This is a genomic window from Ruegeria sp. CDSB114 (assembly GCF_059611025.1).
In genome coordinates this window covers 93815-116067 of record NZ_JBXWOT010000002.1, presented here as the reverse complement: position 1 = coordinate 116067, position 22253 = coordinate 93815, and the positions used below count along the sequence as shown (strand labels likewise).

The 22253-nt window shown below is 59.0% G+C and carries 24 protein-coding genes; 8 read left to right on the top strand and 16 right to left on the bottom strand.

Annotation, left to right across the window (positions count from 1 at the left end; genetic code table 11):
* Positions 1–4: 4 nt before the first annotated feature.
* Both AC2FIP_RS08070 and soxR read right to left on the bottom strand, forming a co-directional pair.
* Entirely contained in the window at positions 5–1651 is a 1647-nt protein-coding gene (locus AC2FIP_RS08070; protein ID WP_271948491.1) for an electron transfer flavoprotein-ubiquinone oxidoreductase, read from the bottom strand.
* A 136-nt stretch (positions 1652–1787) separates the two neighbouring features.
* Entirely contained in the window at positions 1788–2243 is a 456-nt protein-coding gene (gene soxR / locus AC2FIP_RS08065; protein WP_142635400.1) for a redox-sensitive transcriptional activator SoxR, read from the bottom strand.
* Positions 2244–2329: 86 nt separating this feature from the next.
* Between soxR and AC2FIP_RS08060 the strand changes: the two genes are divergently transcribed.
* The 3 genes from AC2FIP_RS08060 (at position 2330) to AC2FIP_RS08050 (ending at position 4429) form a co-directional block, all read left to right on the top strand.
* Positions 2330–2710, top strand: a complete 381-nt coding sequence (locus AC2FIP_RS08060) for a VOC family protein (protein ID WP_496785884.1) — start codon at positions 2330–2332, stop codon at positions 2708–2710.
* A 238-nt stretch (positions 2711–2948) separates the two neighbouring features.
* Positions 2949–3419, top strand: coding sequence for a transcription elongation factor GreA (greA, locus tag AC2FIP_RS08055; RefSeq protein WP_142635396.1), 471 nt, complete (start codon positions 2949–2951; stop codon positions 3417–3419).
* A 17-nt stretch (positions 3420–3436) separates the two neighbouring features.
* Positions 3437–4429, top strand: a complete 993-nt coding sequence (locus tag AC2FIP_RS08050) for a hypothetical protein (RefSeq protein WP_496785882.1) — start codon at positions 3437–3439, stop codon at positions 4427–4429.
* Here AC2FIP_RS08050 and AC2FIP_RS08045 read toward each other — a convergent pair.
* From AC2FIP_RS08045 to AC2FIP_RS08025, 5 genes are read right to left on the bottom strand one after another with little or no spacing between them, the layout of a single operon-like run.
* A complete protein-coding gene (locus tag AC2FIP_RS08045) occupies positions 4426–5691 on the bottom strand; it encodes a molybdenum cofactor synthesis domain-containing protein (RefSeq protein WP_496785881.1) in 1266 nt (421 codons plus the stop codon). The two genes, AC2FIP_RS08050 and AC2FIP_RS08045, sit on opposite strands and share 4 nt — an antisense overlap.
* Positions 5688–6179 carry a molybdopterin-guanine dinucleotide biosynthesis protein B gene (gene mobB, locus AC2FIP_RS08040; RefSeq protein WP_142635390.1) on the bottom strand — a complete coding sequence of 164 codons (492 nt, stop codon included), beginning with the start codon at positions 6177–6179 and terminating at the stop codon, positions 5688–5690. Before mobB ends, AC2FIP_RS08045 begins: the two co-directional genes overlap by 4 nt.
* Positions 6176–6820 carry a molybdenum cofactor guanylyltransferase MobA gene (gene mobA / locus AC2FIP_RS08035; RefSeq protein ID WP_496785880.1) on the bottom strand — a complete coding sequence of 215 codons (645 nt, stop codon included), beginning with the start codon at positions 6818–6820 and terminating at the stop codon, positions 6176–6178. Before mobA ends, mobB begins: the two co-directional genes overlap by 4 nt.
* Positions 6817–7353, bottom strand: a complete 537-nt coding sequence (locus tag AC2FIP_RS08030; protein WP_281972574.1) for a hypothetical protein — start codon at positions 7351–7353, stop codon at positions 6817–6819. Before AC2FIP_RS08030 ends, mobA begins: the two co-directional genes overlap by 4 nt.
* On the bottom strand, positions 7350–8237 hold the full coding sequence (locus tag AC2FIP_RS08025; protein ID WP_496786138.1) for a formate dehydrogenase accessory sulfurtransferase FdhD: 888 nt from the start codon (positions 8235–8237) through the stop codon (positions 7350–7352). Before AC2FIP_RS08025 ends, AC2FIP_RS08030 begins: the two co-directional genes overlap by 4 nt.
* 49 nt (positions 8238–8286) lie before the next feature.
* Here AC2FIP_RS08025 and AC2FIP_RS08020 point away from each other — a divergent pair, with 49 nt between their 5' ends.
* The gene (locus AC2FIP_RS08020) at positions 8287–8997 is read left to right on the top strand and encodes an AzlC family ABC transporter permease (RefSeq protein ID WP_496785879.1); all 711 of its coding nucleotides are present in this window, start codon (positions 8287–8289) and stop codon (positions 8995–8997) included.
* The gene (locus AC2FIP_RS08015) at positions 8994–9326 is read left to right on the top strand and encodes an AzlD domain-containing protein (RefSeq protein ID WP_142635382.1); all 333 of its coding nucleotides are present in this window, start codon (positions 8994–8996) and stop codon (positions 9324–9326) included. Before AC2FIP_RS08020 ends, AC2FIP_RS08015 begins: the two co-directional genes overlap by 4 nt.
* Here AC2FIP_RS08015 and AC2FIP_RS08010 read toward each other — a convergent pair.
* The 7 genes from AC2FIP_RS08010 to AC2FIP_RS07980 form a co-directional block, all read right to left on the bottom strand.
* The gene (locus tag AC2FIP_RS08010; RefSeq protein ID WP_496691822.1) at positions 9315–9947 is read right to left on the bottom strand and encodes a hypothetical protein; all 633 of its coding nucleotides are present in this window, start codon (positions 9945–9947) and stop codon (positions 9315–9317) included. The genes AC2FIP_RS08015 and AC2FIP_RS08010 overlap by 12 nt on opposite strands.
* A 21-nt stretch (positions 9948–9968) precedes the next feature.
* Positions 9969–10103, bottom strand: coding sequence for an aa3-type cytochrome c oxidase subunit IV (locus tag AC2FIP_RS08005; protein WP_142635378.1), 135 nt, complete (start codon positions 10101–10103; stop codon positions 9969–9971).
* Positions 10104–10171: 68 nt separating this feature from the next.
* On the bottom strand, positions 10172–10732 hold the full coding sequence (locus AC2FIP_RS08000) for a hypothetical protein (protein ID WP_496691823.1): 561 nt from the start codon (positions 10730–10732) through the stop codon (positions 10172–10174).
* The gene (locus AC2FIP_RS07995; protein ID WP_496785878.1) at positions 10719–12557 is read right to left on the bottom strand and encodes a glycerophosphodiester phosphodiesterase family protein; all 1839 of its coding nucleotides are present in this window, start codon (positions 12555–12557) and stop codon (positions 10719–10721) included. The genes AC2FIP_RS08000 and AC2FIP_RS07995 overlap by 14 nt, the downstream gene beginning before the upstream one ends.
* A gap of 63 nt (positions 12558–12620) precedes the next feature.
* Positions 12621–13070 (bottom strand): DUF6173 family protein, encoded by a 450-nt coding sequence (locus tag AC2FIP_RS07990; RefSeq protein ID WP_496785877.1) that lies wholly within the window; start codon positions 13068–13070, stop codon positions 12621–12623.
* Positions 13071–13075: 5 nt separating this feature from the next.
* A complete protein-coding gene (locus tag AC2FIP_RS07985) occupies positions 13076–14122 on the bottom strand; it encodes an MBL fold metallo-hydrolase (RefSeq protein WP_142635372.1) in 1047 nt (348 codons plus the stop codon).
* A complete protein-coding gene (locus AC2FIP_RS07980; protein ID WP_496700962.1) occupies positions 14122–15828 on the bottom strand; it encodes an acyl-CoA dehydrogenase in 1707 nt (568 codons plus the stop codon). Before AC2FIP_RS07980 ends, AC2FIP_RS07985 begins: the two co-directional genes overlap by 1 nt.
* 138 nt (positions 15829–15966) lie before the next feature.
* Here AC2FIP_RS07980 and AC2FIP_RS07975 point away from each other — a divergent pair, with 138 nt between their 5' ends.
* On the top strand, positions 15967–16917 hold the full coding sequence (locus AC2FIP_RS07975) for an L-threonylcarbamoyladenylate synthase (RefSeq protein WP_496706173.1): 951 nt from the start codon (positions 15967–15969) through the stop codon (positions 16915–16917).
* On the opposite strand, the gene AC2FIP_RS07970 is transcribed toward AC2FIP_RS07975, so the two are convergent.
* Complete coding sequence (locus tag AC2FIP_RS07970; protein ID WP_496749987.1) at positions 16918–17472, bottom strand: YqgE/AlgH family protein; 555 nt, start codon at positions 17470–17472, stop codon at positions 16918–16920. It abuts the gene before it with no gap.
* A 145-nt stretch (positions 17473–17617) separates the two neighbouring features.
* Between AC2FIP_RS07970 and AC2FIP_RS07965 the strand changes: the two genes are divergently transcribed.
* Together AC2FIP_RS07965 and AC2FIP_RS07960 are read left to right on the top strand one after the other, a co-directional pair.
* Positions 17618–18430 (top strand): protein-disulfide reductase DsbD domain-containing protein, encoded by an 813-nt coding sequence (locus tag AC2FIP_RS07965; RefSeq protein ID WP_496700968.1) that lies wholly within the window; start codon positions 17618–17620, stop codon positions 18428–18430.
* Between the two features lie 4 nt (positions 18431–18434).
* A complete protein-coding gene (locus AC2FIP_RS07960) occupies positions 18435–18854 on the top strand; it encodes an NUDIX hydrolase (RefSeq protein WP_496785875.1) in 420 nt (139 codons plus the stop codon).
* On the opposite strand, the gene AC2FIP_RS07955 is transcribed toward AC2FIP_RS07960, so the two are convergent.
* A complete protein-coding gene (locus AC2FIP_RS07955) occupies positions 18851–22249 on the bottom strand; it encodes an efflux RND transporter permease subunit (RefSeq protein WP_496785874.1) in 3399 nt (1132 codons plus the stop codon). The genes AC2FIP_RS07960 and AC2FIP_RS07955 overlap by 4 nt on opposite strands.
* Positions 22250–22253: the final 4 nt, after the last annotated feature.

The window sequence follows — 22253 nt, the reverse complement described above, 5'->3', positions numbered from 1 at the left end:
TCGCTTACATATTGGGATAGTTCGGACCATCCCCTCCCTGCGGCGTGGTCCAGGTGATATTCTGGCTGGGATCTTTGATGTCGCAGGTCTTGCAGTGAACGCAGTTCTGAAAGTTGATCACGAATCGCGGACCATTTTCATCCTCAACCATCTCATACACCCCCGCCGGGCAATAGCGCTGCGCCGGTTCGTCGAATTCGGGCAGATTGACACTGACCGGAATCGCCGGGTCCGAGAGTTTTAGATGGCAAGGCTGACTTTCCTCGTGGTTCGTCATCGCGAACGAGACGTTGGTCAGGCGGTCGAAGGACAGCGTGCCATCCGGCTTTGGATAGTCGATCGGTTTATGTTTACTGGCTTCTTCAGTCGATTCCGCGTCGTTCTTGCCGTGGCCCAGAGTGCCAAACAGCGAAAAGCCCAGAGTGTTTGTCCACATGTCCAAACCGCCCAGCGCCAGCGAGGGCATCAGACCCCACTTTGACCACATCGGTTTGACATTGCGCACTTTCTTGAGGTCTTTTCCGATGGCACCTTCGCGAACATCTGCTTCATAGACAGTCAATTCATCGCCCGAACGCTCGGCTTTGATGGCATCAAATGCCGCCTCGGCCGCAGCTTTGCCGGACAGCATCGCGTTGTGGTTGCCCTTGATGCGCGGCACATTGACCATGCCCGCCGAACAGCCCAGCAGCGCCACGCCTGGCGCGACCAGCTTGGGCATCGATTGATATCCACCCTCAGTAATCGCACGAGCGCCATAAGCCACGCGCTTGCCGCCTTTCAGCAGCTCGGCCACCATCGGATGATGCTTAAAGCGCTGGAATTCCATATAGGGGTACAGATGCGGGTTCTTGTAATTCAGGTGAACCACAAACCCGACATAGACCTGATTGTTTTCCAGGTGATAGATGAAAGACCCGCCGCCCGCGTTGCTGCCCAGGGGCCAGCCCATCGTATGGGTGACGGTGCCTTCCTTGTGCTTGGCCGGGTCGATCTCCCAGATCTCTTTCATGCCGACGCCGTATTTCTGGACTTCTTTTCCGGCTTGCAGATCGTATTTCGCGATCACTTCCTTGGACAGCGACCCGCGCACACCTTCGGACAAGAAGACATATTTGCCGTGCAGCTCCATGCCCGGCTCGGTGTTCGGGCCGTAGGAGCCATCGGCCTCAAGGCCGAAGACACCGGCAACAACGCCTTTGACTTCGCCATTGTCGCCATAGACCAGCTCGGAACAGGCCATGCCGGGGAAGATTTCCACGCCCAGCTCTTCGGCCTGTTCAGCCATCCAGCGGCAGACATTGCCCATCGACACGATATAGTTGCCGTGGTTGTTCATCAGCGGCGGCATCGGGAAGTTCGGAATGCGGATTTTTCCGGCCTCACCCAGCATATAGAAGTTATCTTCGGTAACCGGCGTGTTCAGCGGCGCACCTTTTTCCTTCCAGTCCGGTATCAGCGCATCCAGGCCGCACGGGTCCAGCACCGCACCTGACAAGATATGCGCACCCACCTCTGAGCCCTTTTCCAGAACGACGACGTTCAGATCGGCATCCAGCTGTTTCAGACGGATGGCCGCCGACAGTCCTGCGGGGCCAGCGCCCACGATCACCACGTCATATTCCATCGCTTCGCGTTCAATCTCGGCCATTGCGGGCTCCTTCGCTAACTTTCCGAATTGGCGCATCTAACGCACGGTCGGCGCAATTTTGTTTCACGGCTGATTACATGCTGGGAAAGCCACAGGTCAATCGAAACACGGCGTAACTATGCCGCTATGCGGCAGATCACGTGTCCGGAGTGTCACCCATCAGGTATCTGGGGCCACTTCCCTTGGATTTGGCACGGTCATCAGGATTGTAAAGAGCACATTTGGGCAAACTAAGGCACCCACAGCCAATGCATCCGTCCAGATTGTCACGCAGGCGCATCAACGTATCGATTCGCTGATCCAGATGCGACCGCAGATCCTTGCTGATGTTTTTCCAATCCTGCGGCGTTGGTGTACGATTTCCGGGCAAGCCGGACAGGACTTCTCGGATTTCGGGCAGGGTTAGTCCGAATTGCTGCGCTATCATCACAAAACTCAACCGTCTTATGTCGGCGCGCTGATATCGCCGCTGCCCACCCGCATTGCGCCAGGGGGCAATCAGACCCTGCGCCTCGTAATATCGGATCGCTGAAACCGCCAGCCCGGTGCGCTGGGCCAAAGCGCCTATTGCCAGCCCCTCTGAAATCGCCATCTCGCCCTCAAAAAGTTCCTTGACCTAAAGTTAGGTTTAGAAATTACGGTGAGTCGGGACAAGCCTCAAATTGAATAGGAGATCCCATGATGGCGACACTTGAACACACCAATTTCACCGTCCGCGACCCGCAGGCTTCAGCCAAATGGATGCAGGACGTCTTCGGTTGGAAAACCCGCTGGGAAGGCCCTGCAATCGCGGGTGGCTATACCGTGCATGTCGGTAGCGCACATACCTACTTGGCGCTTTATGCACCCAGCGATCCCAAACTCTCGGGTGAAAGCAGCTATGATATCATCGGGGGGTTGAATCATGTCGGCGTTCTGGTCGAAGACATCGACGCAACCGAAGACAAGGTGGTCAAAGCAGGTTTCACCCCCAAGTCGCATGCAGATTACGAGCCCGGCAGGCGGTTCTATTTCGATGATGAGAACGGCATCGAGTTTGAGGTGGTGCAATATGCTTGAAACACTCTGGATGGCCTCAACCACCTGGAAATGGCAGCGCGGTCAGCTGTTTGGACAGCGTAACAGGTGCCCACGGCGCCCAATCCAACGGCGTTAAGTCGCAAATCCAGCTTGCTGTCTTCTTTGACCTCTTGCATTTCACGCATCATTTGGGTCAGGTATTTGCCAACCCATCAAATCGCCCCGACGCTGGTTCCATGCGGCGGGGCGTTACAATTTCAGCGTGGACGACAAGAATATGGAAAAAATTCCCATGACGCCTGCGGGCAATGCTGCGCTTCAGGCCGAACTCAAGAACCTAAAATCCGTCGAGCGGCCAGCTATTATCGAAGCCATCGCCTCGGCCAGGGAACTGGGTGACCTGAAAGAAAACGCCGAATATCATTCGGCCCGGGAAAAGCAGGGTTTTATCGAAGGCCGCATCAAAGAGTTGGAAGGCATCCTTTCACTGACCGATGTGATCGACCCTGCCAAACTGTCCGGTGCTATCAAATTTGGCGCCAAGGTCACGCTTGTTGACGAAGACACTGACGAGGAAAAGACCTGGCAGATTGTAGGGGAATATGAGGCCAATATCGAAGCCGGCCTACTGAACATCAAATCCCCTATTGCCCGCGCCCTGATTGGAAAGGACGAAGGCGACAGTGTCGAGGTACGCACACCTGGCGGCGTACGTTCTTATGAAGTCCTGAGTATCACCTACGCCTGAGTTCCGGAGCGTTCCCAATGTCCGAGCCCACGCCAGAGCAGGAAGCCAATCGGCCAACCTCACTGGGCATATATGATAGGCCAACCAAGCCTTCGATAACCGAGATCGAAATTGCAGCCGTCGCCCTCAGCATGATCTGGCTGATCGTCTCGGTTGTTTTTCTGGTGCTGCCCGACGAGGTCGACGGCGGAGGCTTTGTCGTGACCTTGCTGGCGGTCTTTATGCCGGTGGCGATGATCTGGGTCGCGGCAATGGCCATGCGCGCCAGCCGGATCATGCGCGAGGAAAGCGCGCGACTACAAACCTCGATTGACGCCATCCGAAACGCATATATCGCTCAGCAACAGCGATCTTCCAGCACCTATGAGCCAGCCGTATCCAAAAAGCTGGATCAGATCGCGGAAACGGCCAAGAAAGCCGAAAGCGCGCTGGCCACGTTTTCAACCAAGCGCAGGGAACCCGCACAGCAACCGACAGCCGTGGGGAACGGCGATCAGACTTCGCTGGAACTGGGTACACAAGCTGGGGATATCGTGCCCCCGCTTGGCACCGACATCTTTATCCGTGCGCTGAATTTTCCGGAAACACAGGAAGATACCGAAGGCTTTGATGCCCTACGGCTGGCGCTCAAGGACCGCAAGACAGCCAAGCTTGTACAGGCCTCTCAGGACGTGCTGACTCTGCTTAGCCAAGAGGGCATCTATATGGATGACCTGCGCCCTGACATGGCCCGCCCCGAGATCTGGCGGCAATTTGCGCATGGTGGGCGCGGACGGGCTGTCGCGGCCTTGGGCGGCATTCGCGACCGCTCCTCGCTGGCGCTGACTTCGGCCCGGATGAAGCAGGATCCCATTTTCCGGGACGCCGCCCATCACTTTCTGCGCCGGTTCGATCACATGATCATCGAGTTTGAACCCCGTGCCAGCGATGCAGAGTTGACCGCTTTGGGGGATACAAGAACCGCTCGGGCCTTCATGTTGCTGGGGCGCGTGGCCGGAACCTTCGACTAGATTCCGAAACTTCCATAGGGGATGAACCGAACAAGATCACCCGGTTGGATGTGGCGCGCGCCGTCTTCGATCTCGACCAGCCCTTCGGCCCAGCTTAGCCCGCTGATCCGCCCGGACCCTTCCGAGTTGAAAACTTCGGCTTTTCCGTCTCGGATACGGGCCCGCAGATATTCCCGCCGCCCGGGCTTCTTGCGCTTATCAAAGGCGGCTGGCAGATCGAACCCCTGCGGGTCCCGCCAGCCCTCGCCAGCCATCAGGCCCAGCGCCGGGCGGGCAAAGATTAGGGTGCAGACCAATGCCGCTACTGGATTGCCGGGCAGTCCGAAAACCGGCACTCCGTCCCAAATCCCCAAAGCCAGAGGTCGCCCCGGTTTCAGGGCAATACGCCATTCCTGCATCGCTCCGGCCTGCCGCAACAGCGCGGAGACATGGTCTTCGTCCCCTGCCGACGCGCCGCCGCTAGTCAGAACAACATCCGCCTCTTTCGCAGCTTCGTTCAGCCGCTCGCGCAGGGTTTCACGATCATCGGCAACGCGGCCCATATCCAGTGGCTGGAATCCCATCCGCTGGATCAGAGCCAGCAACATTGGGCGATTGGCATCGTAGATTTGCCCTGGCTCAGCAACCTCACCGGCCTCGACTAGCTCATCCCCCGTTGACAGGACGGCCACCCGCAGAGCTTTGCGAACCAGCAGATCACCAGCACCCGTCGCGGAGAGAAGGGCCAGATCGGCAGGTGTCAACCGGCGTCCAGCGGGCAAAGCCAGATCACCTCCAACCACATCTTCGCCCGCATTGCGGGTATTGGCACCCTGTTTCAGGGGGCCGCGAAAGGCGATATGCCCGTCCTGAACTGTCACGTCCTCTTCCAGAATAACGGTGTCCACCCCATCGGGCAGGGCCGCACCAGTCAGAATCCGTATGGCGTGGCCGGGCGCAAGCTGACCATCAAAGGGAACACCAGCCGCAGCACGCCCGTCTTGCAGCGGCATCACCTGAGGCCCATCCGGAACCGGACCGGCAAAGCCATAGCCATCTACCGCCGTATTTGCCTGCGGCGGGTTCGAACGTTGGGCATATACATCGGCGGCCAAAATCCGACCTGCGGCTTGTGCCAACGGAACGGTTTCAGCCCCCATCACGACCGAAAGGCGGTCGCGCAGCAGGGCCAACGCTTCGTCAACCGGCGTCCAGCTCACGCCCGCAGGCAAGGCAAAACAATCGTTGCGCAAGGGCGGTGGGGCAATGTCCGGTTTGCTCATAATCCTACCTCTTGCAGAATGAACCCTGCGATGGCTGCGGTGTCGTCCAGATCAAAAACCGGACGGTCGAAGTTCAGCTCTGTGTCACTGGCAACCGCGCGCACAGTTTCGTTCTCGGCCGCAATCAACGGATTTCCAGCGGCCACCCGATACGCCTCGACCTTGGGGTGGGCTTCGCGTTTGAACCCCTCGATCAGCACAAGATCAACCGGAGCCAAGCGTGCCAGCAGATCAGAGAGAGGCGGCTCGGGTGCGCCGCGCAGTTCCTGCATCATTGCAATGCGCTTGCCGGACGCCAACAGCACCTCGGACGCACCGGCTTCTCGATGGCGGAAACTGTCCGTGCCGGGCTGGTCGACATCGGCGGCGTGATGGGCATGTTTGACGGTCGAAACCGAAAAGCCGCGCGCGGTGATCTCGGCCACCAAACGCTCCATCAGGCCGGTCTTGCCCGCGTTTTTCCAGCCGGTGACGCCATAGACCTTCATGCCTGCTCCAGCAGCTTTTGCGCCCGCGCCAGATCGTCGGGCGTGTTGACATTGAAGAAGGGATCAAACGGCTCCGCCGGAAACAACGCCTCACGCCCATCATGTTTATCTGTCCACAGCACAACCTTGCGCAGCCCGTCATTCAAGGCATCTCGCAAATCATCTCGCAACGCGACAGGCCAGAGGCCAAATGTCGGATGCCGGTCGACCAGTTTGCCGCCGCCGGATTTCAGTGCTTCATTCCCGGTTCGAGGCGTAGTCGCCAGCACCAGCGGATGGGTTTGCCCTTGAGCAGCATCCGTTAGGCGCGCCACAAGATCGCGCGGAAAAAACGGCGTGTCGGCAGCGGCGGTGACGATACTGTCGGCGCCCTGTTCTGCTGCCCAATCGAGCCCCGCCAGCACACCCGCCAGAGGCCCGGCGAAACCTTCAATCGTGTCGGGCAGAACAGGTAGGTTCAGTTCGGCGAACCGTTCGGGATCACCATTGGCATTCAGCGCCAGACCGACCACCTGCGGGCCAAACCGGTCAATGACATGAGACAGCAGGCTCTGCCCACCGACTGTCAGCAAGCCTTTGTCGCCACCACCCATCCGAGTGGCAAGGCCTCCTGCGAGGATGATGCCGAGAGGGCGGGTCATTTGATCTCCTCAAGCGCGGGCCATTTCCTGAATTTCTGGGTGGGCAGGAAAAGCAATGGACAGACGGCCAATCCGAATGCTGTAAACCAAATAATTGCAGGCCACCCCGTCAATTCGGCCGCCTTGTAACTCAGGCTATAGTGGGCTGGCAAAAACACTAAGACGGCCCCAACAGCAAAGATAAGACCAAAACAGCACCGATACGTGCGCACCGCCTTTCTGACCTCATCTGGTATCCCGGCAAACTCTGGCAGACCGTGCATCAAAACCCGCTGAAGCACGAGTGCTTGTTTTTGAGACAACTCCCCCCATGCCTGCCAACCAAGCCGAAAGGGGGCAGCGATGTTCCAAATGCTGATGTATTCCTCTGGCGCCCACCCCAGACGGTTACGCAGGTTGACGTCCAATTGCGCCATACCCTCAATGATCGCGCGTTTCGACCGCTCAAGGAGCCAGAACACATAGACCATCATTGGCAGCAAGCCCAATGTCGCGACGAATAAAATAGATAAACCAAAGACTTCCAAAATCATTCCGCACTCTTCCGTCTATGCTTTTTATCTTCGACCGCCACTGTCGACGGGTCGACGTCGCGCACCAACCGGTCCTCGCCCGCAAGACACACGAACCGCTGCCCCCGCATGCGGCCGATCAGGGTCAGGCCAACCTCACGCGCGATTTCGACACCCCAGGCGGTGAAGCCTGACCGTGACGCCAGCACCGGGATGCCCATCATCGCGGTCTTGATCACCATTTCCGAGGTCAAACGACCTGTGGTGTAGAGGATCTTATCTTCGGCCCCTACACTTTCGGACAGCATCCAGCCTGCAATCTTGTCGACCGCGTTGTGGCGGCCCACGTCCTCCATATAGACCAACGGCCGGTTTTCCCGACACAGGACCGTGCCGTGAATTGCACCAGCCTCAAGATACAATGAAGGGGTTCGGTTGATCTTGGCCGCAAGATCATACAGCCACGATGTGCGGACCTGAACCTGCGGCAGGCGCACGCCCTCCAGCCCCTCCATCATGTCACCAAACACAGTGCCTACCGCACAACCGCTGGTCCGGGTCTTTTTCTTCAGCTTATCCTCATATGAGGTTTCGCGCGCGGTGCGCACCACCACGGTTTCCAGATCGTCATCGTAATCCACGCCGGTAATGTCATCATCGGCCAACAGCATCCCCTGATTGCGCAGGAACCCCAGCGCCAGATATTCAGGGTAATCGCCGATTGTCATTGCAGTCACGATTTCCTGCGCGTTGAGGAAAATTGTCAGGGGGCGTTCTTCGACAACCGAGATCCGGCTGACCGCGCCATTCTGGTCGATGCCTTCGACCGCACGGGTCAAGCGGACCGCGCCAGGATCAGGGGCGATGATGTAGTCGGTGGCATCCGGTTTCGTGGCCAATTGCAACCCTTTCCCAAGATCGCTACTGCTGTTGGCGATACCATAGGAATTTGCCATGGCTTACACCACATCCAAGTCATACTTCTGGAAGGGTTTTCGTGATGGAGCGCCGTTTATCTTTGTGGCAATTCCGTTCGGCACCCTTTTCGGCGTATTTGCGACCGAGGCTGGGCTGGATATTGTTCAGACAATCGCCTTTTCGGCGGCGGTCTTTGCCGGGGCGGCCCAGTTCACCGCCCTGCAGCTTTTGCAGGATAACACACCCAGCCTGATCGTTCTGGCATCGGCCCTGGCGGTTAACCTACGCGTGGCAATGTATTCGGCCTCACTGACACCTTATCTTGGGGCGGGCCCCCTGTGGCAGCGGGCCTGCGCCGCTTATCTGACGGTCGATCAGTCCTATGCCTGCTCCATTGTACAGTTCGAAAAAGAGCCCGATATGACCGTGCCGCAGCGCATGGCCTATTTCTTTGGCTCGGTCACGCCGATCACGCCGCTTTGGATTCTGGCAACTTATCTGGGCGCAGTTTTGGGCGCACAGATTCCAGAAAGCTGGGCGCTGGATTTTGCACTTCCGATCACATTCCTGGCAATGATCGGGCCGATGATGAGGACGCTTGCCCATGTCATCGCCGCCTTAGTCGCCATAACCGTTGCTCTGTTGACCGTAGGCGTGCCTTTCAACCTGGGCCTGCTGATCGCCGGGACCGCCGGGATGATCGCAGGGGCGCAGGCCGAATTGATGTTAGAGCGGAATAGGTCATGACACAGATTGATCCGGTGACCATGTGGAGCATTATCGTTGGCTTGGCGATCGGCAGCTTTGCCCTACGCTTTACCTTTATCGGCATCGTCGGAGACCGCCCGATGCCACCCTGGTTGTTACGCCACCTGCGCTATACCGCCGTAGCCATCGTTCCGGCCCTGATTGCGCCGCTGGTGGTCTGGCCAACCGCAACGGATGGTCAGCCCGACGTGCCGCGCATGGCCGCCGCAGCGGTTGCTTTGGCGGTTGGTGTCATCACAAAAAACGTGGTCATTGCCATCTTTGCCGGGGCGGGCACGCTCTATGGCTTGCTGTACCTATTGGGTTGAAGCCGCTTCCAACTGGTTCAGGCGCGCATTGTTCGAGGCCAAACCGGCCTGCAGGTCAGCATCGTCATTCTCGCGGTATTCGGTGGTCACGACGCCGGGGAGTTCACCGAACTGATCGGACAGCTTGACCGGGTAGAAGGTCGTATTGATCTGCCCGAAACCCGGCACCTGCTGCAATAGCTGCGAGGTTGAGTTGGCGCAAAACGCTTCGGATACAGGGCCCAACTGCTTGGCCAGTTGCAGGGCAATTTCGGCCTGCTGTGGTGTCACCTGAATCGTCTGGATACGCGCATAATGCGTTTCGCGCGCGTGGCTGCTGCGATAAGCGCGTTCGACATTCGGCGTGATGCCATACAGAACATCGTTTCGGATCGGCACTACATCGGCGCGAAACGATCCGGCGGGGTCAAAGATCACCCTCTCGCTGCCGCTTATCATCAGCGAGGTATGCGCCCCCGAACCGGTCCGGGTGCTGATCATGGTATAGAGCGTCAGTGTTGATGGTCCCGGATCACGATAGGAACGGGCCACAACTTCGGTCTGATCGGCCTGCGGACGCTGCGAACCGGCACAGCCAGCCACTGTTGCTGCCAGCAGGCAGGCAATCACAAATCTGATCACGGCGGTCAGCCTCGCCCGGGATTAAGCGGCGAAAACCGCCAGAAACAGGCAAAGGAAAGCAATCGCCACCACGCACCATGTGGTCGCTTTTACGAAACCGTTGAAGGTTTTGGTTTGAACGGTGATGTCCATTTCGCCGTGCTTATGTTCAGCCATGATTTTCAGAATCCTAATTCGCGTGTTTGATACGTTGGATAATCGAAAATCCCGGGCCTGTCACCACGTCATTCGGGCGCAGGTGACACGGAATCAAAGACCGAACACCCGCGATATCCGAACCCCCACCGCCAGGGCAGGCCCGAACAGGGCGCCCCGCCCAATCGCACCGCGCCATACATGGCCTCGGCGGTTATGGCATGGGCGGATCGTATCTGATCCGAAGTCATGTCATAGCGTTCGGCGTAAATTTCGGCGTTCTCATCCCCGTGTTGCCGCACGCAGGCTCTCAGGCTGTCATCGGCTGACAGGCGCGCGTCATAACTGTCTTCGGGGCGCAGGCCTCCGCCCGCGTGGTGATAGGCCCGATCATGGCTGACACAGCAACTCTCCCATGGGGGATGCGCCTCGAACAGGGCTTGAAAGCTGGGAAATGTGTCGGCCACAAAGCGCCAGCTGGCTGACAACCCGCCCGAGCAGCCATCCGTTTCAAACGGTGTCAATTCCGCAGCGCTCCGCTGTGCGATCAGCGCGCGATGGGCGGGCATCTCAAGACTGCGCATAAAGTCCTGCGCGCCGACTGGCGCCGCGATCAGCGCCAGAGAAACGGCCAGATTACGGGCTTTCATCGCGCATCGCATCGGTATCAACGGCCATGCCGAGCACCGTTGCCAGCCACAGCATCAGACGTTCAGCCGGCCCCATTTCAGCGCGGATACGCAAGACTTCTTTGGCCATTGCCGGTCGGTCCGTGATCAGCCCATCCACCCCCATCGAGGCCATGGCCGACATTTGCAACGGGTCATTCACCGTCCAGACATAGATATCCTTGCCCGCGGCCTGCACCGAACGTACCAGCCCCGGCGTGGCCATGGCGGCGTTGACAGCCACAAAATCCCCTTCGAGACCCGACAGATCGCCCACAGCGGTTGCCGCCAAAACCCCCGCGCGCCATTCAGGGCGCAGTGCCTTCATCTTTTGCACGGCGGGGTATTTCAGCGACATGGTAGCGATGTCATCCTGCATGCCGAATTCCTCGACCAAGGCTACCACGCGGTTTTCCAGATCGACGTCATGACCGTAATATTTCAACTCGATGATCACCTTGGCCCTGTCTTTGGCCGCAGCCAGTACGTCGCGCAGTGTTGGCGTGCGTTCATCTGCGTATTCCGGGCCATACCAACTGCCGATATCGATCTCGGCCACGTCTTCCATCGTGGCATCCCAGACCTTCAGGTTCACCCCGGCCAGCTTCATGAAATCGCTATCATGGGCGACGATTATCTCATCATCCGCCGTTTCCTGCACGTCGATTTCAACCCAGTCCGCCCCGTCCTCAATCGCCTTCAGAACCGAGGCCATGGTGTTTTCCGGCCGCAAAGCAGCGGCACCACGGTGGCCGATCACCTCGGCCCTGTCAGGGGCCTGAACGCGTTCCAGCAGGGATTGACCAAACCAGAGCCCGACCAATACCGCCACCGCCGCAATGCCAACAGCACTCAGCAGACCAATGCGCAAATTGCCTGGCGCGGGATGTGGTGGTTCAGAGGTCCGGATCTCGAAAAAACCGTCCAGCAAAACCGCCAGTGCTCCCAGCGCGGTGGCTGCCAAAACCAGCCCAGCCAACGACCAGAGCCCGGCGACCAGAAGGCTGTAGACTAGCGCCAGCCGCAGATGCTCTGCCCCCTGCAGGGGCACCAACGCGAATAATGATCCCGCGCCCCAAGCGATCAGCGCGGCAAGAACTGCCCTCAGCCCCAGCCAAAACACCAGTGCGATCTTGAGCCGCCCGCGCTTGCCCTCCATCCGATCCGCGCTGACCTGGAAAGCACCAGCCGGTGGCAGGTTTTCGAACAGAACCAGATGCAGTCCCAGCGCCCATGCGGACAGCTTGCGGATCAGCACCCATGCCATGACCAGCACCACAACTCCGATCAGCGCAACGGCGATCCAGAAAGACGGCGGATGGAAGGTCAGGTAATAGTTGATGTCATACTCGGTCAGCGTCCACCAGGCGATCAGAGCAGCGACAGCGGCGAAAGGCAGGATCAACAGGATGATCCGCAGAACCAGGCGTGCAGCAAATCCAAACAGCGCAGGCAGGCGCGACAGGATCAACTTGATCGCCGCGCTCCCCGCGCGCCACGGATCGCTTTCGCCCATCCTCAGCGACCCGGCCATGACCGAGAAGACAAAGACCTCGGCCAGCAGGAACAGGCTGAGCATTGCGATTGCGACCGCAAACCCCAGCGGAGACAGGATGAACGCGGCAATATCCTGATCCGTCAGGGCGGTCTGGCTGGAGAGCGAAACTGCTAGGTTCACCGCAATCGCCACGCCCGGCGCAATCAGCGCAATCAGCAACAGGCGCACGGCGACATAGATCGGCACAAAGACCCGGCGGCGTGCCCAAGCGCCCTTGTATGCTTTTGTAACGGCAGAGAAAGTGGCCACGTTGCGCCCCCCAAATGATTGATTCATTCAAGGCTGCGCAGACGTGAATTGCAAGTCAGGCTATCAGTTTTCTTCGAGATCAGCCGCCAGCCGGAATCCGATGCGATTGGCGGGCTTATCCTCGACCGATTTGGGCAGCGCTCGCAGCATCACATTCAACTGGCTGACATGCTGCACGAGCTGGGTTCGCGCCCCGGACCCATCTGCACCGTAAAAAGTGATGATATCAGGGTCGAAATAGCCCATCCCTTCGATCCGCATTACCCCGGCATCACCGCCAGTAAATCCCATGGCGACCTCATGATCCGCATCCAGCGTATTCTCGAAATTCTGGATATACAGGATCAACCGTTCATAGGCCCATTGCGCCGAGCTTTTGGTGGCTACGGGCTTTTGCAACTGGCCGGGCAGGTCCTTGGTGCCGGATTTCGCATCCGGGTTGGCATGCACCTCGTAACATCGGGGCAATGCTGCTGATTCCGCTGCCTCGGCTGAGGTTTCGATCTTGTCCATACCTTCTACCCTTTGCGCTGAAACTCCCACGCCCCGTCCGCGCGCCGCGTTCGGGTAACAGCACCAATGTGGTAGAGATGGTTCAGATGTGCAACTGCTTCGACCAGAGCAAGCCCATACTCTCCTTCACCGATCTGGCGTTTGAACAAGGGCACAAAGCACTCAGCAGCGGTTTTGGGCTGGTCCAGATAATTCTGCAGACGGTCCAGCGCGCTGTGGTGGTTGTCGATCAACTGCCTCATCCTGACCGGCAGGCCGGTAAAGGGCAGTTTGTGCCCGCCCAGCGCCATATGATCCGGGCGCGCCAGGTCTTGCAGGCGCTCGCAGGCTTCCATCCACTCCGCCACGGGATCCGCCATGGGCTCGGTAACATAGACGCCCAGATTGGGGCTGATCGAGCTGAGAACCTGGTCGCCCGTGATCACCAGATTATCGTCACGGCTCCAAAAAGTTGCATGTTCGGGAGCGTGGCCATTGCCCATATGAACATCCCAGTCGCGCCCGCCCATACGAATGACGCTGCCCTGTTTGATCCGGGTAAAGCCCAGCGGCATCGGATAGACCGTGTCGCAGAAATTGAAGGGCCGTTCTGTCATCCTTTTGGCAAGGAAATCGGCATCCATCCCGGCGCTTCGGTAGTAATCCAGCGTTTCCTGCGGCCAGTTTTCCTGCACATCCAGCGTCAGCATCCGTGCAAACAGCCATGCAGTACGCGACGTGACCAGCTCGGCCCCGTGTTCAGATTGAAACCAACCAGCATTGCCAACGTGATCGGGATGGTGATGGGTCACCACCACGCGCGTCACGGGTTTGCCTCCCAGCGGTCCCGCCATCAGGTCCGCCCAAATACGGCGCGTCTTGTTCGAGGACATGCCAGTGTCGATCACCGTCCATCCGTCGCCATCATCCAGCGCATAGATATTGACGTGATCCAGCGCCATAGGCAGCGGCAACCGCATCCAAAGTACGCCTTCGGCAATTTCAACGGCCTCGCCCAGGGCCGGAGCCTCGGGCCAAGGATAGCGGATCGTCAAATGTGTATCACCGTCCATCAGGCAGCTACCATTTCCTCGGCGCTGAGAGCAAAGACGTCATCTGCACCGTTCTGCGCCTGAACCAAAAGCCCCGAAAACTCAGGTAACAGCGCATTGATATAAAAGCGTGCCAGCTTGAAACGGGTGCCGTTTGGCTCGGCCAGGGCCGCCTTGAGGTGATAGTGACCGCCCAGAACGCGGGCGAATGCCTTCAGATAGGGCACGGCGCCAGCAAATCGCGTGTTCATGTCGGACTGCGATATCAGCCACTCGGTCGTTTCACGCAGGCTTTCCGTGGCCTCCCAGACAGGACCCGCCAGTTCCGGCATCGACCCACGCGCACGTTCGGCGTGATCCTCGATTTCGTCCAGCAAACGGGACGCCGCTTCGCCGCCATCCATCATCTTGCGTGCGACAAGGTCCATGGCCTGAATGCCGTTGGTGCCCTCGTAAATCGCGGTCACACGGACGTCGCGATAGAACTGTGCCGCGCCGGTCTCCTCGATAAAGCCCATACCGCCATGGACCTGCACGCCTTCTTCCGAAACCCGCATACCGGTTTCGGTACCGAAGGCCTTGTTTATCGGCGTCAACAAGGCCGCGCGCGAAACCCAGTCCGCGTCGCCTGTTGCATTGGCCATATCGATCGCGGCTGCGTTTGCAAGCATGATCGCACGCGCAGCAAAAGTATCCGCACGCATACTCATCAGCATCCGGCGTACATCGGCGTGATCGAGGATTGTGCCCGAAGGTGTCTTGCCTTGCTTCCGCTCAAGCGCATATTCTAGGGCCTGCTGATAGGCGCCTTCGGCGGCACCGATACCCTGTCCGCCGACGCCCAGTCGCGCGTTGTTCATCATGGTGAACATCGCAGCCATTCCGCCATGTTCCTTACCCACAAGCCAACCTTTGGCGCCATCATACTGCATCACGCAAGTTGGCGAACCATGCAGACCCATCTTGTGCTCGAGCGAAACCACTTTCAGGTCATTTGCCACACCCGGATTGCCATTCTCGTCCGGCAGGTATTTGGGCACCAGAAACAGCGATATTCCCTTGGTTCCGGGAACAGCATCGGGCAGGCGTGCCAACACCAGATGGCACACGTTTTCAGCAAAATCGTTGTCACCCCAGGAAATGAAGATCTTCTGACCAGACACCGAATAGGTGCCATCTCCATTCGATTCTGCCTTCGACGTCAGCGCACCCACATCCGATCCGGCCTGAGGCTCGGTCAGGTTCATCGTGCCCGACCATTCACCAGCGATCATTTTGGGCAGGTATAGGTTCTTCAGCTCATCACTTGCGTGGTGCTCCAGTGCTTCGATCTGGCCCTGCGTCATCAGCGGCGCCAGTTGCAGTGACAGGCAGGCCGCAGACATCATCTCGTTGACGGCAGTGGTCAAGGTCATCGGCAGCCCCATACCGCCATATTCGGGATCAGCGCTCATGCCGATCCAGCCCCCCTCGGCAATAGCGTTCCAACCGTCGCTAAATCCTGGCGAGGTACGCAACACGCCGTTTTCCAGACGCGCGGGCTCTAGGTCTCCGTTCCGCTGAAGCGGCGCCATGACTTCTTCGCAGAGTTTTCCAGCCTCGGTCAGGATGGCGCTGACGACGTCTTCGCTTGCTTCCGCGAACTTGTCGGTTGCTGCGATACGATCAAAATCAACCGCATGGCGGAACAGAAATTCGTAATCTGCAACTGGTGCGCGATAGGGCATAATATTACCTCGGGGCTGTCTTGAACGGTCCGCGACGCCGGGGTTGGAAATCCGCTGACTCGCCGTTATTCATCTGGGTTTGAACGATTACGTACCCATCCTTATGCTACAAGCAATCAAAACGCGGCGTCACTCACAATGATCTCTAACGGTACACTCGAACTGTCAGCCGACCAGGCGGGAATTGCTCAGGCTGCGGATCTTTTGAGGCAGGGACAGCTGGTCGCTTTCCCGACTGAAACGGTCTATGGGCTGGGTGGGGATGCTCGCAACGGAGAGGCTGTCGCCAGCATCTATGCCGCCAAGGGCCGGCCCAGTTTCAACCCTCTGATTGCGCATGTCGCATCGGTAGAGTCCGCGCGCAGGTTTGTTGAATGGTCAGATCAGGCCGAGGCTTTGGCACATGCGTTCTGGCCCGGCCCGCTGACTCTGGTTCTGCCGCTGCGGGAAGGGCACGGTGTATCGTCGCTTGTCACTGCCGGGCTGGATACATTGGCGGTTCGGGTGCCTGCGCATCCTTCGGCCCGGGCTATTCTCGAGATGTTCGACGGGCCGGTCGCTGCGCCCTCGGCCAACCCTTCGGGACAGATCAGCCCGACAACAGCCGCGCATGTCCGCGCCGGTCTGGACGGGCGCATCGCTGCCATTCTGGATGATGGTCCCTGTGGTGTCGGGCTGGAATCCACCATTGTCGGCCTCGCTGGAGAACCTGCTCTGCTACGCCCCGGCGGGGTGGCTTTGGACCAGATCGAGGCAGCTCTCGGCTCGGCATTGCATCTACACCAATCCGGCGACACGCTAACAGCACCCGGACAGATGCTGTCGCATTACGCGCCGGACGTGGCGGTCCGGTTGCACGCGCAGACTACATATGGTGACGAGATTCTCTTGGGATTTGGGCCGGTCGAATGCGACCTGAACCTGTCCGCTGATGGCAACCTGACCGAGGCGGCGGCCAATCTGTTTGCGGCTTTGCACAAGCTCAACAGCACCGGACGCCCGATTGCCGTGTCCCCTATTCCGGACCACGGATTGGGTGCCGCTATCAACGACCGGTTGCGCCGGGCCGCAGCGCCACGTGACAGTTGATTAGGCGCGCCCTGCGCTGGCCGACAAAGTCAGAGGATCGACGCCCAGCGTTGCCAGCGCCGCCTCCCATTTCTGATCATCGGGAACATCGAACACCAGCTTCGAATCCGCCTCGGTTGTGAGCCATCCGTTCATCGCGATCTCATCCTCAAGCTGCCCGGGTCCCCAGCCTGAATACCCTAGCGTCAGCATAGAGTTCAGCGGCCCTTGCCCCGAGGCCAGGTCTTCAAGCACGTCCAACGTTGCTGTCATGCTGAAATCGTCCGAAATCTGCAGGGAATGGAGGTTCGCGTCATAATCGGCGCTGTGCAGGACGAATCCGCGCGACATCTCGACCGGGCCGCCGAAATGCACCAGACGCTCACCCACGATCGGGATACGGCAAGCGATGTTCAACTGACCCAGCAGCGTCTTTATGCGTAAATCCGAAGGTTTGTTGATGATCAAACCCATCGCGCCATCGTCGCCATGGCTGCAAACATAGACAACCGAATGATCGAAACGCGGATCGCCCATCCCAGGCATCGCAATCAACAGTTTACCGGTCAGATCCATAAGACGACATCTCTTGCTGAGCTCCCATCAACAATGCCCCCGCAGTCCCGGTATTGGCAAGGGACGAGCGGCGATTTCGCTAGATTTCATTCGAGTGACCCGAACGTGACTTGGAATTCGCCTCGAGACCACGCATTTATAGGGTATGAACATTCACAAGACATTTCTGGCAGCCGCCCTTGCCGTGACCGTTGGCGCGATTGGACCGGCATCTGCACAAGTGGTCGGCTCAGTCGCCGAATTGGATATCCTGGATGGCGGGCGCACAGCAAATGGAGCCTATCTTGGGGCGCTGCGGGTGACCCTGCAGGACGGCTGGAAGACCTATTGGCGGGCGCCGGGCGATGCAGGTATTCCGCCACAGTTCGACTGGAATAGATCAACCAATGTCGGCAGCGTGTCGATCACATGGCCCGCGCCGGATGTCTTTGATCAGAATGGCCTGCAGTCGATTGGATACCAAAATCAAATGGTCCTCCCTGTCGAAATTTTGCCGAAGAACCCGGCCAAACCCGTGCGGCTGAAAGGCACGGTGGATCTGGGGGTCTGCAAAGACGTCTGCATCCCGGAACGTTTGGGCTTCGATCATACCCTGAACGCCGAAGCAGAGCGCAACCCGACGATCGCGGCGGCACTGGCCAAGCGTCCCTATTCCGCCAAAGAAGCCCGGGTCGCCAACGCGCGGTGCCACCTGACCCCGACGTCTGACGGAATGCAGATCGAGGCGCGCGTCACCATGCCTTCCGCCGGTGGCCGCGAGGTTGCCGTGATCGAGCCCGGCAACCCCGAGCTGTGGGCCTCGCAAACCGACGCCAAACGGCAGGGCGGTACTCTGGTCGCCACATCCGAGGTGATCAACGCCTCGGGCGGTCCGTTTGCGCTGGATCGCTCAAAGATCCGGATCACTGTTCTGGGGGCCAATCACGCGGTGGACATTCTGGGGTGCAGCGCTGGCTGATCCCATGATGCAAACTCCGAAAATCGGTGCGCTTGCGGTCGTCATTCATGACGGGCACGTCCTTCTGGTTCAGCGCAGCAAACAACCCGATAAGGGGCTGTGGGGCTTTCCCGGCGGCCATGTGGAATGGGGTGAAACCGTCCTGCAGGCAGCACAGCGGGAACTGCGCGAAGAAACCTCGGTCATTGCCGAGCCATTGCGGTATCTGGACAATCTGGACCTGTTGCGCCGCGACGCTCAGGGCGCGGTTCTGTCTCATTACCTGTTGGTCGGCGTGGCCTGCCGCTATCAGACCGGGCAGCCGGTTGCGGGGGACGACGCGATGGATGCGCGCTGGTTTCCACTGGAGTTGATCCGGCAAGGCGCACTGCCCATGAGCGACCGGGTCTCAAACCTGTTGGAAACCGCCCTGCGTCAGGGCTAGGCAGTGCGTCCTTTGAGACGGGCGTACAACAGGCCCGACAAAACAATGCTCACCACCAGAATCACCGTGGCGCCGGCAGTAAAAGCTCCTAACCCCATCCGCAGGATTGAGGGGCCCTCTGGCCCGGCATAAAGCCCCGAAACAAGGCCCGGTGGAGACCCGGTCACCGCAGGCCAGATCATCGTCAACGCAAACCAGAGCATCAAGGCAAACCCGGTGACAACAAGCGCCCCCTGCACCACACGATCCGGCGCCCGAATTGCGCGACGCATGGCCGTCATTGGCCGCGACAGATCGTTCAGGATCCCCAGCAGGGCAGGAACGAGCAGCAATACCAGCACCATCCCAAACGCCAACCCATAGACCAGCGTGATCACGGTCGGTTTGAGGAACTGTGCCTGCTGCGATCCTTCGTACAACAGTGGGGTCAGGCCCAGAACCGTGGTCAGCGTCGTCAGCATTACTGGCCGCAATCTGTCCGATGTCCCCTCGATGATGGACGGCACCAGCCCACGAGTCTGCTGATACTCGTCAATCGTCGTCACCAGAACAATCGAGTCGTTGATGATGATCCCGGTCATCCCCAGCAGGCCAACAACCGTGAACATGCTGAGCGGAACCTCCCAGATATAATGACCCCAAATGGTTCCGACCAAACCAAACGGAATGATCGCCATCACTACCAATGGTCGGGTCCAACTGGCAAAGACCCAGGCGAGCACCAGATAGATGCCTGTCAGGCACAGGATCAGACCGGTACGGGCTTCGGACAGAAACTCTTCTTCCTGCTCGCTCAGACCTGCCATGGTCCACTCGACCTGACGTGTGGCTGCGATATTGGGCAGAATTTCCTCGCTCATCGCACGGGCGATCTCGGCCGCGCGCGTTGGATCGTCCTCGGAGATATCGCCATAGACCGAAATCACCCGCAGTCCGTTTTCCCGCCGCACGGTCGAGAATCCGGATTTGCGCTGAACCGAAACGATATCGGCCAACGGGACATAGACCCCATCGGGCGTGCGCATCAGTGTGCGCTCCAGGAAATCGGCGGTCAATTCCCCTTCAGGCAATTCAACCCGGATCTCGGCACTGCGCGGGCCATCCGGGAAGGTCGCGGCCTCGATCCCGTTTAGACGGTCACGCAGCACCCGGCCCAATGTTTCGATCCGAAAGCCCAGCGCCTGTCCCTGCGCGGTCAGATCCAAAATGTATTCTTCCTTGTCATAGGCCAGATTGTCTTCCAGCGCTGAAACCTCAGGGTATTTCGAAAGCGCGACCTGCAAGTCCTCGGAAGCCGTTTTAAGCGTGTTCACATCGGCGCCGTAGAGCTGCACGTCAATCGCATCTCCTCCCGGACCAGACCGCCAGCCCCTGAAGCTGAGCAGCTCAAGTTTGGGATGGCTTGGCGCCATTTCCTGCAACTCTCCGACAAACTCGAAGCTCGAATAGGGGCGCAGGTCGGCATCTATCAACTCGATCGAAATCCCGCCCAGCAAATCCGTGTCCTTGCCATCCGCTGCCGAAAGTGCACGGCCCGCGGATCCCCCAATCTCGGCCAGCACGTAATCAATGGGGTTGCGCCCGTGCCGCTCTTCATAGCGTTGGCCAAGCGCCTCTACCGAGGCCTGTAGTTGGTGCATCATGGCCAAGGTATCCGCGCGGCCTGCGCCCTCGGCCATGATGAAATTGCCTGTAACTGATCCACGCTCGGGCGCATTGAAGAACCGCCAGTTCACGTCCCCGCGGATGAACAGGGAAATCTGGCTGGCCAGAATGACGATCATCGCCGACACCACCACATAGCGTGCCCAGATTACCCAGGCGATCAGCGGTCGGAACAGCGTATCGCGCACCCAGCGAAACCCCTTGTTAACCACACGGTTCGGCAGATCATACCAATGTTCCTTGGCAGAGTGCGCAATCGCGTGGGCCATATGGTTGGGCAGGATCAGAAAGCATTCGATCAGCGAGGCGATCAATACCGCTATCACCGTGAAGGGGATATCGCGGATTAACTCTCCGAAACGTCCACCAATCGCAGTCAGGCCAAAAAAGGCAATAACCGTGGTCAGCGTCGCAGCAAAGACCGGCATCGCCATGCGACGTGCGGCGCGTTCGGCGGCCACCATTGGTGGCTCACCCAGCCGTCGCGCGCGAAAATCGGCATGTTCACCCACAACGATGGCGTCATCCACGACGATACCCAGAGTGATAATCAAGCCGAACAACGACACCATGTTGATCGACAGGCCACCAATATACATGAACGCAATCGCCGCCGACATTGCCACCGGGATACCCGCGGCAACCCAAAAGGCAATCCGCGCATTCAGAAACAGAAACAGAAGGCAGACCACAAGACCCAGCCCAACCAGCCCGTTATCGACCAGAATATCCAGCCGGTCGGTGATCGCTTGCGCCCGTGTCCGGATCAGCTCGGCCTTTACGCCCTCGGGCAGGCTGGCTTGCATCTGCGAGACGACATCTTCGACCGTGTGTTGAATTTCTATCGCGTCGCCCAGATTTGACCGGTCCACACGGACGGACATTGCCGGGTTCTTGCCAACAAAATAGCTGCGGTTTCGGGTAACCCCCTCGATCCGGATCTGCGCCACATCACCTATCAACAGCTTTGAGCCATCGGTGAAATTGCGCAGCGTAATCCCTTCGATCTCTTCCGGGCTGCGCTTTTCGGTGCCGGTGCGAATGCGCGCATTGGCCCCTGTTACATCCCCTGCCGGATTGGCGTTGACCTCGGCAGCGATGGCTAAGGCGATCTCGGATAGGGTGATGTCGTTGGCGATCAGCTGTGCTGTGGGCACCTCGACTACAACGCGCGGCGCGGCGAGGCCCCGGATCGTGGTGCGGGTCACGCCAACAGCGAACAAACGGTTGATCAGCTCATCGGTGAACTTGGCCAGCTGTTCAGGATCGACAGGGCCAGTGACGACAACATCCGTGACGCGATCGCGCCAGGCGCCGCGTCGGATGGTCGGCTCATCAGCGTCGTCTGGCAGGTTGGTGACACTGTCGACCGCTGTTCTGACCTCTTCGACCGCGCGAGACATATCCCAGTTCGGCTCGAACTCCATCCGGATCTGGGCTGTGCCCTCGCGCGAAGTCGAAGAGGTGCTGGACACGCCTTCAACGGCCAGAAGGGCCGGCTCCAACAACTGAACGATGCCATTATCAACATCTTCAGGGCCAGCTCCATCCCAGCTAACGCTGACATCCACCCGTTCAAGGATCACATCGGGAAAGAACTGCGCCCGCATATTCGGGATGGCCGCCGCGCCCAGCACCAGCATAACTAGCAGCAGCAGGTTGGCGACCGTCCTGTGGCGCGTGAAATAGCTGAGTATCCCCCCAGCCGCGCCGGGAATTTCGCGCATCATCGCG

Bases quoted from the DNA above. Each gene is read 5' to 3' on its own strand.
- AC2FIP_RS08070 (WP_271948491.1), bottom strand. From the start codon at position 1,651: ATGGCCGAGATTGAACGCGAAGCGATGGAATATGACGTGGTGATCGTG.
- soxR (WP_142635400.1), bottom strand. From the start codon at position 2,243: ATGGCGATTTCAGAGGGGCTGGCAATAGGCGCTTTGGCCCAGCGCACC.
- AC2FIP_RS08060 (WP_496785884.1), top strand. From the start codon at position 2,330: ATGATGGCGACACTTGAACACACCAATTTCACCGTCCGCGACCCGCAG.
- greA (WP_142635396.1), top strand. From the start codon at position 2,949: ATGGAAAAAATTCCCATGACGCCTGCGGGCAATGCTGCGCTTCAGGCC.
- AC2FIP_RS08050 (WP_496785882.1), top strand. From the start codon at position 3,437: ATGTCCGAGCCCACGCCAGAGCAGGAAGCCAATCGGCCAACCTCACTG.
- AC2FIP_RS08045 (WP_496785881.1), bottom strand. From the start codon at position 5,691: ATGAGCAAACCGGACATTGCCCCACCGCCCTTGCGCAACGATTGTTTT.
- mobB (WP_142635390.1), bottom strand. From the start codon at position 6,179: ATGAAGGTCTATGGCGTCACCGGCTGGAAAAACGCGGGCAAGACCGGC.
- mobA (WP_496785880.1), bottom strand. From the start codon at position 6,820: ATGACCCGCCCTCTCGGCATCATCCTCGCAGGAGGCCTTGCCACTCGG.
- AC2FIP_RS08030 (WP_281972574.1), bottom strand. From the start codon at position 7,353: ATGATTTTGGAAGTCTTTGGTTTATCTATTTTATTCGTCGCGACATTG.
- AC2FIP_RS08020 (WP_496785879.1), top strand. From the start codon at position 8,287: ATGGCTTACACCACATCCAAGTCATACTTCTGGAAGGGTTTTCGTGAT.
- AC2FIP_RS08015 (WP_142635382.1), top strand. From the start codon at position 8,994: ATGACACAGATTGATCCGGTGACCATGTGGAGCATTATCGTTGGCTTG.
- AC2FIP_RS08005 (WP_142635378.1), bottom strand. From the start codon at position 10,103: ATGGCTGAACATAAGCACGGCGAAATGGACATCACCGTTCAAACCAAA.
- AC2FIP_RS08000 (WP_496691823.1), bottom strand. From the start codon at position 10,732: ATGAAAGCCCGTAATCTGGCCGTTTCTCTGGCGCTGATCGCGGCGCCA.
- AC2FIP_RS07990 (WP_496785877.1), bottom strand. From the start codon at position 13,070: ATGGACAAGATCGAAACCTCAGCCGAGGCAGCGGAATCAGCAGCATTG.
- AC2FIP_RS07985 (WP_142635372.1), bottom strand. From the start codon at position 14,122: ATGGACGGTGATACACATTTGACGATCCGCTATCCTTGGCCCGAGGCT.
- AC2FIP_RS07980 (WP_496700962.1), bottom strand. From the start codon at position 15,828: ATGCCCTATCGCGCACCAGTTGCAGATTACGAATTTCTGTTCCGCCAT.
- AC2FIP_RS07975 (WP_496706173.1), top strand. From the start codon at position 15,967: ATGATCTCTAACGGTACACTCGAACTGTCAGCCGACCAGGCGGGAATT.
- AC2FIP_RS07970 (WP_496749987.1), bottom strand. From the start codon at position 17,472: ATGGATCTGACCGGTAAACTGTTGATTGCGATGCCTGGGATGGGCGAT.
- AC2FIP_RS07965 (WP_496700968.1), top strand. From the start codon at position 17,618: ATGAACATTCACAAGACATTTCTGGCAGCCGCCCTTGCCGTGACCGTT.
- AC2FIP_RS07960 (WP_496785875.1), top strand. From the start codon at position 18,435: ATGATGCAAACTCCGAAAATCGGTGCGCTTGCGGTCGTCATTCATGAC.
- AC2FIP_RS07955 (WP_496785874.1), bottom strand. From the start codon at position 22,249: ATGATGCGCGAAATTCCCGGCGCGGCTGGGGGGATACTCAGCTATTTC.